Annotated in this window: 7 protein-coding genes; 5 read left to right on the top strand and 2 right to left on the bottom strand. The window is 73.4% G+C overall.

What is annotated here, in order from left to right; all coding sequences use genetic code 11:
- Positions 1–285: 285 nt before the first annotated feature.
- Entirely contained in the window at positions 286–3,465 is a 3,180-nt protein-coding gene (locus OEIGOIKO_RS31600) for an endo-alpha-N-acetylgalactosaminidase family protein (RefSeq protein WP_125059212.1), read from the top strand.
- A gap of 69 nt (positions 3,466–3,534) precedes the next feature.
- Here the strand turns inward: OEIGOIKO_RS31600 and OEIGOIKO_RS31605 are convergent, their stop codons facing one another.
- Positions 3,535–5,316: a beta-galactosidase gene (locus tag OEIGOIKO_RS31605; protein ID WP_125056900.1), complete on the bottom strand. Its 1,782-nt coding sequence runs from the start codon at positions 5,314–5,316 to the stop codon at positions 3,535–3,537.
- Between the two features lie 269 nt (positions 5,317–5,585).
- Between OEIGOIKO_RS31605 and OEIGOIKO_RS31610 the strand changes: the two genes are divergently transcribed.
- The 4 genes from OEIGOIKO_RS31610 (at position 5,586) to OEIGOIKO_RS31630 (ending at position 12,899) form a co-directional block, all read left to right on the top strand.
- The gene (locus tag OEIGOIKO_RS31610; RefSeq protein ID WP_125056901.1) at positions 5,586–6,461 is read left to right on the top strand and encodes a helix-turn-helix domain-containing protein; all 876 of its coding nucleotides are present in this window, start codon (positions 5,586–5,588) and stop codon (positions 6,459–6,461) included.
- A 140-nt stretch (positions 6,462–6,601) separates the two neighbouring features.
- On the top strand, positions 6,602–9,241 hold the full coding sequence (gene pepN, locus OEIGOIKO_RS31615) for an aminopeptidase N (protein ID WP_125056902.1): 2,640 nt from the start codon (positions 6,602–6,604) through the stop codon (positions 9,239–9,241).
- A gap of 401 nt (positions 9,242–9,642) precedes the next feature.
- Positions 9,643–11,370 (top strand): pyridoxal-dependent decarboxylase, encoded by a 1,728-nt coding sequence (locus tag OEIGOIKO_RS43185; RefSeq protein WP_246177657.1) that lies wholly within the window; start codon positions 9,643–9,645, stop codon positions 11,368–11,370.
- Positions 11,367–12,899, top strand: a complete 1,533-nt coding sequence (locus OEIGOIKO_RS31630) for a lysine N(6)-hydroxylase/L-ornithine N(5)-oxygenase family protein (protein ID WP_125056903.1) — start codon at positions 11,367–11,369, stop codon at positions 12,897–12,899. The genes OEIGOIKO_RS43185 and OEIGOIKO_RS31630 overlap by 4 nt, the downstream gene beginning before the upstream one ends.
- 76 nt (positions 12,900–12,975) lie before the next feature.
- Here OEIGOIKO_RS31630 and OEIGOIKO_RS31635 read toward each other — a convergent pair whose 3' ends face one another.
- Positions 12,976–14,781 carry a bifunctional metallophosphatase/5'-nucleotidase gene (locus tag OEIGOIKO_RS31635; RefSeq protein ID WP_125056904.1) on the bottom strand — a complete coding sequence of 602 codons (1,806 nt, stop codon included), beginning with the start codon at positions 14,779–14,781 and terminating at the stop codon, positions 12,976–12,978.
- Between the last annotated feature and the right edge of the window lie 20 nt (positions 14,782–14,801).

Raw genomic sequence — 14,801 nt, forward strand, 5'->3', positions numbered from 1 at the left:
CGCCGCGCACCCAGCACCCTGTCCCGCGACGGACAGAGCCGGTGCGAAGGACGGAGAGCGCTCGTGAACGGACCGACAGGAGCGGAGCAGCCGACAGGAGCGCAGCAGACAGGCGCGGGCCGACCGGCGAACGCGGGACAGCCGACGGAAACGGGACAACCGGCAGAAGCGCAAGCCGCGACCGTCGGGCGAGCCCCTGCGCCCGAGCCGACCCCGACCGGCCCCGGACCCTCGACCGGCCCCGGACTCCTGACCGGCCCCGGACCCTCGACCGGCCCCGGACCCCTGACCGGCCCCGAACCCCCGACCGACCCCGCCCCCGGCCCCACCCGCAGAAAGCTCGTCGCCGGCACCGCACTCGCCGGAATCGCCGCCACCCTCCCGCTCACCGCCACCAGCGCACACGCCGGAAGCACCGGCACCGGCACCGCCCCGTACCCGCGCCCCCAGGCCGGTGAGGCGGTGCTGCGCTCCGGCGCCTTGGAGGTCCGCGTCGACACCGGCTTCCCCCGTGTCCTCTCCTACACCGACCGGGGCACCGGCGCCGTCCTGTACGGCCAGCCCGAGCCGGTCACCCGGCTCCTCGTCGACGGCACCGCCCGCACGCCCCGGGTCACTTCCCGCCCGGCCGCCGACCGCATCACCTACACCCTCGCCTTCGACGGCGGCACCGAGATCGACGCCGAGATCACCGTCGGCGGCTGGCACGTCGACTGGCGCGTCACCAGGATCGCCGACACCCCGGCCCTCCGCGTGGGCACCCTCCAGATTCCCGGGCTCGCCCTGCTGAGCGTCCGCAGCGACCAGCCCGGCGCCGCTCTGCTGGCCGCCCGGATCGACCTGGACAAGGCCAAGAGCGGTGACACCCTCGTCCGGATCACGCCCGCCACCCCGGTGGACGCCGCCCCCACGGGATGCGCGTACGCGGTGGCCGCCACCGGCGAGCTGGCCGCCGCCGTCGAGACCAACACCGTGTACGACACGCCCAGCGGCGCCACCACCTGGGAGAACGGGCGGCTGTGGCGGCAGACCTCCGCGAGCGGCGGCCACCGCTACGCGCGCCTCGGCTGCGGCCAGTGGACCCACCGCGCGGCCACCGCGCCCCTGGACGACACCGAGCCCCTGCCGTACGCCACCGTCGTCATCACCCGCGACCGCAACGGCGACGGCACCGCCGACTGGCAGGACGCGGCCATCGCGCTGCGCGACATCATGGTCGACCCGCTCGGCGCCGACGAGCAGCACCTGCGCGTCGTCGCCCACATCCCCTTCAACTTCGCCAGCCAGGCCACCAACCCCTTCCTGGCCACCCTCGACAACGTCAAGCGGATCGCGCTCGCCACCGACGGGCTGCGGCAGTTCACGCTCCTGAAGGGCTACCAGTCCGAAGGCCACGACTCCGCCCACCCCGACTACGGCGGCAACCACAACGCCCGCGCCGGGGGCCTCGCCGACCTCAACACCCTGCTGCGGGCCGGAAAGACGTGGCACAGCGACTTCGCCGTGCACGTCAACGCCACCGAGTCCTATCCCGTCGCGCACGCCTTCTCCGAGACCCTGGTCGACAAGAACGACGCCCAGTGGGACTGGCTCGACCAGTCGTACCGCATCGACGCCCGCCGCGACCTGGTCTCCGGCGACATCGTCCGCCGCTTCCGGCAGCTCCGCGAGGAGACCGACCCGGCCCTGAACACCCTCTACATCGACGTCTTCCGCGAGTCCGGATGGAACTCCGACCGCCTCCAGCGCCACCTGCGCGCCCAGGGCTGGCAGGTGACCACCGAATGGGGCCACGGCCTGGAGCGCTCCGCCCTGTGGTCGCACTGGGCCAACGAGACCGACTACGGCGGCGACACCTCCCGCGGCATCAACTCCCGCCTCATCCGCTTCGTCCGCAACCACCAGAAGGACGTGTTCGCCGACAAGTGGCCCACGCTGCTGGGCGGCGCCCGCATGGGCAACTTCGAAGGCTGGGTCGGCAAGACCGACTGGCACGCCTTCTACAAGATCATCTGGGTGGACGCACTGCCCGCCAAGTACCTCCAGGCGTACCCGATCCGCACCTGGCGCGATCACGAGATCACCTTCGAGGGGCCGACCGGCACCACCGTCACCGACACCGGCGGCACCCGCCGCATCACCACCGACGGACGCCTGGTGTACGACGGCGGCACCTACCTGCTGCCCTGGGAACCCCGCCGCGCCACCGACCCCGAGAAGCTCTACCACTACAACCCCGGTGGCGGCACGACCACCTGGACGCTGCCCCGCGGCTGGTCCGGCACCCGGAGCGTGTACGCCTACCGGCTCACCGACCAGGGCCGGAGCCGGCCGGAGCGGCTGACCGTACGCGGCGGCAAGGTCACCGTCACCGCCGCGGCAGGGCAGCCGTACGTCCTCTACCGCCGCCCCGCCCCGGCCCAGGGAGGCCGCGGCTGGGGCCAGGGAAGCGGTGGCCACGCCCGGCACGGAGCCGGCCGGAGCGGACCCGGCTGGGGCGAGGGCACGCCGCTCGCCGACCCCGGCTTCCACTCCGGCACCCTCGACGCCTGGCAGGTCAGCGGGCCCGCCACCGTCGAGCCGAGCGCCCTCGGGGACTACGAACTGGTCGTCGGCGCGGGCGGCGCGGCAACCGTCAGCCAGCGGCTCACCCGCCTCGCCCCCGGCACATACACGGCCTCCGTGCAGGTGGAGGTCGGCGCGCGGCCGGAGGAGCGGCGCCGGGCCGCGCTGGAGGTACGCACCGGCGACGGCGTCACGGCCGCCAACTGGACCGAGACGTCCACCGCCGGGAACTTTGTCGCCGCCGACCGCAAGCACGGCACTCGCTTCCAACGGATGTTCACCCCCTTCACCGTCCCCGAGGGCGGCGGTCCCGCCACCCTCACCCTCCGCACTGCGGCGGGCACTCCGCGTATTCGATTCGACAACGTGCGGGTCGTCCCCGCGGTTCCCACCCTTCGTCCCGGCACCGTCGCATACGAGGATTTCGAGCACGTACCGCAAGGCTGGGGCCCCTTCGTCAAGGGCGACGCGGGCCAGGTCACCGACCCGCGCACGCACATCGCGCAGCGGCACGCGCCCTTCACCCAGCGCGGCTGGAACGGCAAGGCCGTCGATGACGTCATCGACGGCGGCCAGTCCCTGAAGTCCCGCGGCGAGAACGCGGGACTGGTCTACCGGACCGTGCCGCACACCGTGCGTTTCCTCCCCGGACGCCGCTACCGGGTCAGTTTCCGCTACGAGAACGAGAAGGCCGGCCAGTACGCCTGGATCACAGCCGTCGACAATCCGGCGGTCCGCGAACTGAGCCGCACTCCGCTGCCCGTCGCCACCCGGCCCACCTCCCACACCTACGAGTTCACCGCCCCGGAGAGCGGCGAGGCGTGGGTGGGACTGCGCAAGACGGGCGACGACGGGAAGGCGGAATTCGTCCTGGACGCCTTCGAGGTACGGGAAGCCTGACACGTCAGGCACCGGAGATCGGCCGGCCCGGCGCGGAAGACCGGCGCGTCGGGCGCGGAGCCCGGCGCGTCAGGGCACCAGACGGGGCGCCCCTGCCCGCTCCCCCTCAAGGGCGGGGGCGCCCTCCAGCTCCAGCAGAAGCAGCTCGTTGACGCCCGGACGCAGCACCGGGCCGGGGACGAACAGGGACCGCTGCGGACCGGCCGCCCAGTAACGGCCCAGGCAGAAGCCGTTCACCCAGACGAAGCCGCGCGTCCAGCCGGGCAGTTCGAGGGCGGCGTCACCGGGGGAAGGGACGGACAGCGTGGCCCGGTGGAGGCCCGGCTGCCCGGAACCGGAGGGGCGGTCGCCGTAACCCCTGAACGGCACCCGCCGCACCGCCGCCTCGTCCTCCAGTGCGTCCAGCCGCAGCCCCCGCGCCCGTACTCCGTGCAGGTACTGCCGCTCGTGCAGCACCCCGCCCGTGAGGCCCTTCGGCTCCCCGAGCCGCGGACCGTAGTTGACGCGCCCCAGCGACTCCACCCACAGCTCCACGGTGGCGGGCCCGGCCACCGCCGCCCCGATCATCCCGTCCTCCCCGGCCAGGGTCGGCCCGCGCACCCCGTCCACATACGTCACCGCCAGGTCGCGCAGCCCTGCCACCCGCAGCGGAAGCGGCCCGCGCGGCCCGGGGACCTCGAAGCGGTACCGCACCACGCCACGGTCCACGTCCAGTTCCTCGAACGTCGGCGGCGCACCTGACGTCACCTCGGGACCGCCGAGGACGTCCAGCACGTCCGCGAGCGGCGCCCACCCGCCGGGCTCGGCCCGTACGGGCGCACCGAGGACCGGCGGCGGTACGGGGACCTCGGGCAGCGGGCCGGGTGCATACGCGGCGAGGACTTCACGGAACCGGTGGAACTTCTTCGTGGGGCGACCGCGTTCGTCGATCGGCGCGTCGTAGTCGTACGACGTGACGGTGGGCCGCAACTCCCCGTCGTGCAGCTCGCCGGAACGGTTCGCCCCCGCCCAGCCCCCGAAGTTCGTACCACCGTGCGCCATGTAGACGTTGACCGACGCACCGCACTCCAGGATCTCCCGCAACGCGTCCGCCGCGTCCCCCGAAGAGCGCACCACCGAAGCGTCACCCCAGTGGGAGAACCAGCCGCACCAGAACTCCATGCACATCAGCGGCCCGCGCGCCTGATGACGCCGCAGCGCCGCGAACGCCTCCCGCGCCCCCGACCCGAAGTTGGCCGTCGCCAGGACACCGGGCACCGAACCGCCGGTGAGCATGTGGTCCTCCGGACCGTCCGAAGTGAACAGCGGCACGCTCACCCCCAGCCCGCGCAGCAGGCCCACCATGTGCGCCAGATACGCCCGGTCGCTGCCGTACGACCCGTACTCGTTCTCCGCCTGCACCATCACCACCGGGCCGCCACGGTCGTACTGCCGCGCCACCACCTGCGGCAGCAGCCGCCCGAACCACGCGTCCACCGCCCGCAGATACTTCGCGTCGCGCGTCCGCACCCGCCGCCCCAGCGGACCGGTCAGCCAATGCGGCAGCCCGCCGTTCTCCCACTCCGCGCAGATGTACGGACCGGGCCTGACCAGCGCCAGCAGCCCCGCCGCTCGTGCCGCGTCCAGGAAGCGGCCCAGCGCCTCCGGATCGCGGTGGACGCCGGGCCGCGGCTCGTGCAGGTTCCAGGGCACGTACGTCTCGACGCAGTTCAGCCCCATGGCGCGCAGCATCGCCAGCCGGTGCCCCCACTGCGCCTCGTGCACCCGGAAGTAGTGCAGGGCCCCCGACAGCAGCCGCACCGGCCGCCCGTCCCGCTCGAAATCCCGCTCGCCCACCACGAACTCGCCCATACCGCCCGCCCTGTCCCGTTCCGCCGTCCCGGTCACCCTCACCACTGGCGGCACGGGAATCCATGGACAAAGATCGGCAGTGATTGGACGGAAGTCGGACGGAAGCCGGACGGAACTCGGACGGAAGTCGGACGGCACAGGAGTCTCATCGATCAGGAGACGTGGGTGACCGACCGGACGCGGAAACACCCACGCCACGGACGGCCCCGGCGCGACGCGCCGCCCCGTACGGACACGCCCCCGCTGCGCGGAGACGGGAGGAAGCCCGCATGTACCACACCTGGATGCGGTACTTCACACCGAGCCCGGTCCACCACCGGCTCGGCCTGGTCTGCCTCGGCGTCGGACTCCAGCACGGCACCCTGCCGCCCGTCGGCCCCCGCGTCCTCGACCACCACGTCGCCGTCGTCGTCCACGCCGGCCGCGGCTGGTCCGCCACCCCCGACGGCACCCGCACACCCGTCACCGCCCCCGCCCTCCTGTGGCTCCTCCCCGGCGTCCCCCACCACTACGGCGCCGACCCGCACACCGGCTGGGACGAGAGCTTCGTCGACTTCACCGGCCCCGCCACCAGCACCTACACCGAACTCGGCTACATCGAGCCCGACCGCCCCCTCGTCCCGCTCGCCGACACCGCCGCCGCCCGCACCGCCATCGGCCGCATCACCCGCGCCGCCCGCCGCGGCAACCCCCTCCTCGAAGTCGAGACCGCCGCCGCCGTCCACGAACTCCTGGTCGCCCTGCGGCGCGCCCGCGCCGACACCGACGCGGACGGCGACCCCGTACTCCAGGCCCTCGCCCGCGACGCGTTCCTGCCCCTGTCCGTCGCCGAACACGCCGCCCGCCACGGCATGACCCCCGCCGCCCTGCGCACCGCCGTACGCCGCGGCGCCGGATGCAGCCCCAAGGACTACCTCCTGGCCATCCGCCTCGGCCACGCCAAAGAACTTCTCGCCGCCACCGAACTCCCCGTCGCCGCCGTCGCCCGCCGCGTCGGCTACACCGACCCGGCCTACTTCAGCCGCCTGTTCACCCGCCGCGTCGGCACCGCGCCCGTCCGCTTCCGCGCCCGCCAGGGACACCACGTCCCCGGCGGCTGGTCCACCCGCGTACCCGACCCCGACGACCCGCCGCGCATCGGCTGAGACGGCCACGCCCCAGGGCCCGCGCCAAGCACGGGCCAAGCCCGCGCCGAGCACCCGCCGAAGCACGCGCGGGGCCCGGCCGGGCCGGGAAAATCACGGGTCGAGTGCGCGCTGTCAGTGCCGTACGGCAGCATGAGGACATGCCCGCACTGACGCGCGACGAGGCGCAGACCCGAGCCCGACTCCTCGACGTCCACCGCTACGCGATCGACCTCGACCTCACCCACGGCCCCGACCACTTCGTGTCCCGCACGGCCGTCCGCTTCAGTGCGCGCACCCCGGGCGACACCTTCATCGACGTCGCGCCGCACGAGCTGCGCTCCGCCACCCTCGACGGCCGCCCCCTCGACCCGGCGGCCCTCGACGGCAACCGCCTGCCGCTCACCGGCCTCACCGAAGGCGACCACGAACTCCGCCTCGAAGCGACCATGCCCTACTCCCGCACCGGCGAGGGCATGCACCGCTTCACCGACCCCGCCGACGGCGAGACCTACGTCTACACCCAGCTGTTCCTGGACAACGCCCAGCGCGTCTTCGCCGCCTTCGACCAGCCCGACCTGAAGGCCGTCTTCGAACTGGGCGTCACCGCACCCGGCGGCTGGACCGTCCTCGGCAACAGCACCGCCACCCGCCAGGACGGCGAGACGAACCACGTCGTCCTCGCCCCCACCCCGCCCATCAGCACCTACCTCGTCGCCGTCGCGGCCGGCCCCTGGCACACCGTCCGCACCGAACACGCCGGACTGCCCTTCGGCATCCACTGCCGCGGCTCCCTGGCCCCCCACCTGACCGCGGACGCCGAAGAGATCCTCGACATCACCCGCCGCTGCTACGACCGCTACCACACCCTCTTCGACGAGCCCTACCCCTTCGACTCCTACGACCAGGCGTTCGTCCCCGAGTTCAACATGGGCGCCATGGAGAACCCCGGCCTGGTCACCCTCCGCGACGACTTCGTCTTCCGCTCCGCCGTCACCGACACCGAGCGTCAGTCCCGCGGCATGGTCATCGCCCACGAGATGGCCCACATGTGGTTCGGCGACCTCGTCACCCTCGCGTGGTGGGACGACATATGGCTCAACGAGTCCTTCGCCGAGTACATGGGCTACCAGGTCCTCTCCGAGGCCACGCACCACACCGACACCTGGACCGACTTCGGCATCGCCCGCAAGAGCTGGGGCTACGACGCCGACCAGCGCCCCTCCACCCACCCCGTCGCCCCCGCCCCCGAGGACGTGCCCGACACCGCCTCCGCCCTCCTCAACTTCGACGGCATCTCCTACGCCAAGGGCGCCTCCGCGCTGCGCCAGCTCGTCGCCTGGATGGGCGAGAAGGACTTCCTCGCCGGCATCAACGACCACATCACCCGCCACCGCTTCGGCAACGCCACCCTCGCCGACTTCGTCGACTCCCTCGCCCAGGCCACCGACCGGGACGTGCACACCTGGGCCGACAACTGGCTGCGCACCACCGGGGCCGACACACTCACCCCCGTCGTCGGCACCGCACCCGGCGGCTGGACACTCCGCGTCGACCGGGACGGCAGCCGCCCCCACCACCTCACCGCCGGCCTGTACGACCGCGACCCCACCGACCCCACCCGCCTCGTCGCCCGCGACCACCTCGCCTGGGACATCCCCGCGGCGCCACCCCGGGACCACCGCACCATTACGGCCTCCGACGCACCGGGGACCTCCGCGACTCCCGGTGCGCCCGGCACCGCACCGGCCGCCGGCACCGGCTCCACCCGCGCCCGGGACAGCGCCCCGCGGCGCCTCCACACCGCCCCCGGCCCCCGCCCCGCCCTGATCCTCCTCAACGACGGCGACCTCACCTACGCCAAGGTCCGCCTCGACCCCGCCTCCTGGGACACCGTCCGCGAGGCGCTCTCCGGCCTGCCCGACCCCCTCACCCGCGCCGTCGTGTGGAACGCCGCCCGCGACATGGTCCGCGACGGCGAGCTGCCCCCCACCGCCTACCTGGACGCCGCCCGCGCCCACCTCCCGTACGAAACCGACATCGCCATCGTCTCCGGCACCCTCGCCTTCGCCCGCACCCAGATCGCCGACCGCTACCTCCCCGCCGCCGGCCGGCCCGCCGCGCTGAACACCCTCAGCACCATCGCCCGCGACATCCTGCGCCGCACCGAAGGCTCCGAGAACGGCGACGGCCAAGGACTGCGCCTCGCCGCCGTCCGCACCTTCATCGACAGCGCCACCACCCCCGACGGCATACAGGACTGGCTCTCCGGCGGCAGCGTCCCCGGCGGCCCCGCCCTCGACCCGGAGCTGCGCTGGCGCATCCTCGGCCGGCTAGCCGTCCTCGGCGCCACCACCCCCGCCGCCATCGAGGACGAGCTGGCCCGCGACCCCAGCGCCACCGGCCGGCAGGGCGCCGCCACCTGCCACGCTGCCCTGCCGGACCCGGCCGCCAAACAAGCGGCCTGGGACGCCCTGTTCCCCACCGACGAGCACACCGACCTGTCCAACTACCTCTTCAACGCCACCGCCGCCGGCTTCTGGGCCCCCGAACAGCTCGACCTCGTACGCCCCTACGTCACCCGCTACTTCCCCGAAGCCGTGGCCCTCGCCGCCCGCCGCGGCCCCGCCCTCGCCGAATCCGCCGGCCGCTTCGCCTTCCCCGCCCCGTTCGTCGACACGGCCACCCTCCAGCTGGGCGAGGAGTGCCTGCGCACCGCCGACCCGTCCCCGGCCCTGCGCCGCAAGCTCATCGACCAACTCGACGATCTGAGGAGGGCGCTGCGGGTACGGGGGGAGTGACGACGCGGCGCGCGGGGCGGCGGGGCCGCCGGGGCCGGTAGGTGTGGCGGGGGCGCCAGGCCGCCGGGGGGAGTGACGGCCGCCGAGCCCGCCGGGGCGCGGGAAGTGCCGGGGCGCGGGAAGCGCCGGGGCGGCGCCGGGCTTGCGGAGACGGCCGCGTACGAGAGGAAAGGTTCCGTCACGCGCCCACCCAGCTTCCGCCCCGGCCCCCGGCCCCGGCCGCAGCCGGCCCCCGCTCGCCCCTAACCCCTACGGACTGCATAGCAGGCAATCCGATCACCGCCGCCCCGCCCAGCACCTGGGTACCCCTTTCGGGTTGAGCTCGCCCAGCTCGGCAGGTACGCCACCCGGCCCCGGCCAGTCTGTGGTGTGCCCGCTGTCGCGCACCCGAAGGACCGCCCATGAACACCCCGCCCCTCGCCGGCGGAGCCGCAGGCCCCGATGCCCTGCGCCCCCTCCTCGGCACCGTCCTCGACGCGCTGCGCGACGGTGCCGAAGCCCGGGGCGGGCCGCTGCCCGCCGGGGGGCCCGGCCGGGTCGCCGCGCGGCTGCGGGAGGCCACCGGGCCCGTCCTCCCCGAGACCGGCCGCGGTCCGCACGAAGCGCTGCACGCCCTGGTCCGCGCCCTGGCCGAAGGCGCGGCCGATCCCGCCGACCCGCACTGCGCGGCCCATCTGCACTGCCCGCCGCTGGCCCTCGCCGCAGCGGCCGACCTGGCCGCCGCCGCCCTCAACCCGTCCATGGACTCCTGGGACCAGGCCCCCGCGGCCTCCGCCCTCGAAGCCAGCACAGCCCGCGAACTCGCCGCCCTCGTCTATCCGTACGGCCCGGATACCTCCGCGCCCCCGTACGGCCCGGATACCTCCGCGCCCCCGTACGGACCGGACACCTCCGCGCCTCCGTACGGGCCGGACGCCTCCGCGCCTCCGTACGGGCCAGACAACTCCCCGCCCCCGTACGACCCCGACGTCGCTCCTCTCCCGTACAGCCCCGCCGCATCCCCCCGCCCGTACGGCACCGGCACCTCCCCGCGCCGCCCCCGGCAACCGCACACCCCAGGCATCCCTCACATCCTCACGAGCCTCGCCCACCCCTACAGGCCCGCCACCCCCGCCATCCCCGGACGTTCCCACGAGGACGAACAGCCCGACGCCCTCGTCACCACCGGCGGCACCGAGTCCAACCAGCTCGGCCTCCTCCTCGCCCGCGAACACGCCCGTACCCGCCACACCGAACCCCTGCGCATCGTCTGCGGCGCCAACGCCCACCACAGCGTCCACCGCGCCGCCTGGCTCCTCGGCCTCCCCGAACCCCTCACCCTGCCCACCCCCGACGGCACCCTCGACCCCCACACCCTCCACACCGCACTCACCGACCTCCGTCACCCCGGCAGCCCCGGAGCCCCCGCCGTCCCCGTTCTCGTCTGCGCCACCGCGGGCACCACCGACACCGGCGCCATCGACCCGCTGCCCGCCCTCGCCGACCTCACCCGCGCCCACGGCGCCCGCCTCCACGTCGACGCCGCGTACGGCGGCCCGCTCCTCTTCAGCGCCACCCACCGTCCCCTCCTCGACGGCCTGCACCGCGCCCACACCGTCACCCTCGACCTGCACAAACTCGGCTGGCAGCCGGTCGCCGCCGGCCTCCTCGCCGTCCCCCGCGCCGCCGACCTCGCCCCGCTCACCCACCGCGCCGCCTACCTCAACGCCGACGACGACACCGAAGCCGGCCTCCCCGACCTCCTCGGCCGCTCCCTGCGCACCACCCGCCGCCCCGACATCCTGAAGATGGCCGTCACCCTCCAGGCCCTCGGCCGCACGGGCCTCGCCGACCTCGTCGACCGCACCCTCGCCGCCGCCCGCACCTTCGCCGGCCTCATCGACGACCACCCCGCCTTCGAACTCCACTCCCACCCCGTCCTCAGCACCGTCCTCTTCCGCCCCACCGGCGCCGACGACACCACCGTCGCCACCATCCGCCGCCGCCTCCTGCACCAGGGCCGCGCCGTCCTCGGCCGCGCCGCCACCCCCACCGGCCTCTGGCTCAAAGCCACCCTCCTCAACCCCCACACCACCACCGACGACCTCGCCTCGCTCCTCAAACTCGTGGAAGGCCACACCTCCCGATGAGCACCACCCCCCACCCCGAAGCCATCACCCTCCAACTCCCGTCCCCGGGCCCCGGACGCCCCGCCCACACCGGCCTCCGCACCGCCGTCACCCGGCCCCCCGACCCCGCCCCCGAACCCGCCACCCTCCGGCAGCCCGACGACCCCGACACACCCCTGGACCTCGCCGGCATCGGCATCGGCCCCTTCAACCTCTCCCTCGCCGCCCTCGCCCAGCCCCTCACCCACCTGCGCACCGCCTTCTACGACCAGCGCCCCGCCTTCCGCTGGCACCCCGGCCTCCTCATCGAGGACGCCACCCTCCAAGTCCCCTTCCTCGCCGACCTCGTCACCCTCGCCGACCCCGCCAGCCCCTGGAGCTTCCTGAACTACCTCAAACACCGGGACCGCCTCTTCCCCTTCTACTTCGCCGAACGCTTCCACATCCACCGCGCCGAATACGACGCCTACTGCCGCTGGGTCAGCGAAAACCTCCCCGGCCTGCACTTCCGCCACCAGGTCGACGCCGTCCGCTGGAACAGCGACCGCGCCTCCTTCGAAGTCGACTACACCCAGCTCGGCGACGACGGCGAAGCCGAAGCGCTCGGCCGCACCCACGCCCGCAACCTCGCCCTCGGCATCGGCACCGTCCCGCACGTCCCCGACCCCCTCAAACCCCTCGTCGACGCCCCCGCCGTCCCCGTCCTGCACGCCGCCGACTACCTCGCCCACCGCGAACGCCTGCTGACCGCCGACCACATCACCGTCGTCGGCGCGGGACAGTCCGGCGCCGAAGTCTTCCTCGACCTGCTGCGCTCCCGCCCCACCGGCCGCGAAGGCCTCCACTGGCTGGCCCGCACCGCCGCCTTCGCCCCCATGGAATACAGCAAACTCGGCCTCGAACACTTCACCCCCGACTACACCCGCTACTTCCACGCCCTCCCCGAACCCGTACGCGACCAGCTCCTCCCCGGCCAGTGGCAGCTCCACAAGGGCATCGACCACGCCACCCTCGCCGCCATCCACGACGAGCTCTACCGCCGCACCCTGCACGGCGGCTGGCCCGACGCCACCCTCACCCCCGGCGTCACCGTCCGCACCGCCGGCCGCGTCGGCACCACCAAGGTCGAACTCCACCTCGACCACCCCCACCAGGGCGCCCGCTCCCGCCTGACCACCGACGCCGTCGTCCTCGCCACCGGCTACCGCGAAGGCCGCACCGACACCCTGCTCGCCGCCCTCGACCCCTACATGCGCCGCGACGCCGCCGGACGCCCCCGTATCGACGCCGACCAGCGGCTCCTCCTCGACCCCTGCGTCACCGGCTCCGTCTACGTACAGAACGCCGAACACCACACCCACGGCGTCGGCACCCCCGACCTCGGCCTCTCGGCCTGGCGCAGCGCCACCATCCTCAACTCCCTCACCGACAGCACCACCTACCCCCTCCCCGCACGCACCGCCTTCACCACCTTCGGCCTGCGCCCCTCCCCGCCCCGCAACCTCACCGACATCCCCCGCCCCAACTCCACCCTCATCGAGAACCCCTGACCCGCCCGGCCCAGGCTCCGCCCCTACGGACACCTGGGCCGCCGCACACCGCGCCGGGTCGGAATGCCGCCCGAGGTCAGAACACCGGCACCCCGTCCCGGGTCAGCCGCCACTCCTCGGCCGCGAACCGCGCCGGATCGATCTCCCCGGTCTCCTTCACCCATCCGATGATCACGTTCCGGATCTCCTCCGACGTCGACCACACCTGCGGCGCCTTCGCCACCTGCGGGAAATTGCCACCACCGCTCGCCCGGTAGTTGTTCACCGCCAGCACGAACCGCGCGTCGTCCGCCACCGGCCTCCCCTCGAACGACAGCTTCCCGATCCGCCGCCCCGGCTCCCGCGCTATGTCGATCTCGTACGAGACACCGCTCACCGCGTCGTAGTTGTAATCCGGAATCCCGTCCGCATTCGTCAGCTTCGCCGGATCGACCGGACCACCCGCCGGCGTCCGCACGTAATACCGCGCGGAGAACTCCAGATACTCCCGCAGCTGCTTCCCGGTCAGCACCCGGGCCTCCAGCGTATTGTCGAACGGATACAGCGCGGCCATCGACCGGATCGTCACCGCACCCGCCGGAACCGTCGCCGAACGCGAGAAACACGAAGCCTGCGACAGCACCGGCAACTTCGCGTACGCACCGCCCGCCAACGCCTTCCGCACCGCCTCCGCCTGGACGAACGCGATGAAATCCAGCACCGGCGTGTCCCGGTACGGCGCCTGGGCCGCGGTCATCTCCGCCTTCGACCGCCCGATGACCTGATTGACGTACGCCACCACCTTCCGCTGCTCGGAACGCAGCAGCCGCGTGATGCGCGGATCCTCCGGCGCCGTATTGGAATTCAGCACCTTCGCCGACACCGAATCCACCGACCAGCGCCCCCGCGACCGCACCAGTTCGAAGTCGAAGACCGTCAGCCGCTGCCCCCACTTCAACGGCTCCGACAGCACCACCTCACGACCGGACTCCCGGTTCACCACCCGTCGCTCCGGCACCTCCACATGCGCGTGCCCCACCAGAATCGCGTCGATCCCCGGCACCCGCTCCGCCACCAACGCCGCCGCGTTCTCCACGTGCGGCAGCTGGTCCCCGTACGACGACGTGCCGCTCGTCCCCGAATGCGCCGACACGATCACCACGTCCGCACCCATCGACCGCAGCCTCGGCACCCACTTCGCCGCCTGCTCCTCCAGCCCCGGAAACGCCAGCTTCCCCTGCACATGCGCCTTGTCCCAGATCGCGACCCCCGGATTCGTCAGCCCCAGCACCGCCACCTTCACCTGGCCACCGCACGGCGTATGCAGCCGCTTCATCCAGTACGGCGGAAAAGCCGGCCGCAACGACTTCGCGTCCACCGCGTTCGCCCCCAGCAACGGGAAGTCACAGTGCTCCTCGAACTTCCGCAGCACCCCCAGGCCGTAATTGAACTCGTGGTTGCCGAGCGCCGCCGCGTCGTAACCGATGGCGTTCATCGCCTTCGCCATCGGATGCACCGGACCGTTCGGCCCCGTGATCGGGTCGACCTTCGCGTAGTAATACGCCAGCTGCGTACCCTGAATCGTGTCACCCGCGTCGATCAGCAGCGTATTGCGCGCCCCCTTCTCCTCCCGGACCCGCCGCACCAGCGTGGAAATCTTCGCCAGCCCCACATCGTTGTGGTCCTTGTCGTCGAATTCCGCGTCGGCCGCGTAATCCCAGTTGAAGACATTGCCGTGCAGATCCGTGGTCCCCATGACCGTGAAGGCGTAACGCCGCGCCGGCCGCCCCCCACCGCCGGACGCCGGTGCGGCCGCCGCCGACGGCGCCCCCGTGCCGATGAGCGCGGCCCCCGCGCCCGTGACGACCGAACTCCCCAGAAACTTCCTACGGCCGAGCGGCATGAACATCTCCTTCGACGAAA

This window comes from Streptomyces paromomycinus (assembly GCF_003865155.1).
Lineage (GTDB): Bacteria > Actinomycetota > Actinomycetes > Streptomycetales > Streptomycetaceae > Streptomyces > Streptomyces chrestomyceticus.

Bases quoted from the DNA above. Each gene is read 5' to 3' on its own strand.
- OEIGOIKO_RS31605 (WP_125056900.1), bottom strand. From the start codon at position 5,316: ATGGGCGAGTTCGTGGTGGGCGAGCGGGATTTCGAGCGGGACGGGCGG.
- OEIGOIKO_RS31610 (WP_125056901.1), top strand. From the start codon at position 5,586: ATGTACCACACCTGGATGCGGTACTTCACACCGAGCCCGGTCCACCAC.
- pepN (WP_125056902.1), top strand. From the start codon at position 6,602: ATGCCCGCACTGACGCGCGACGAGGCGCAGACCCGAGCCCGACTCCTC.
- OEIGOIKO_RS43185 (WP_246177657.1), top strand. From the start codon at position 9,643: ATGAACACCCCGCCCCTCGCCGGCGGAGCCGCAGGCCCCGATGCCCTG.
- OEIGOIKO_RS31630 (WP_125056903.1), top strand. From the start codon at position 11,367: ATGAGCACCACCCCCCACCCCGAAGCCATCACCCTCCAACTCCCGTCC.
- OEIGOIKO_RS31635 (WP_125056904.1), bottom strand. From the start codon at position 14,781: ATGCCGCTCGGCCGTAGGAAGTTTCTGGGGAGTTCGGTCGTCACGGGC.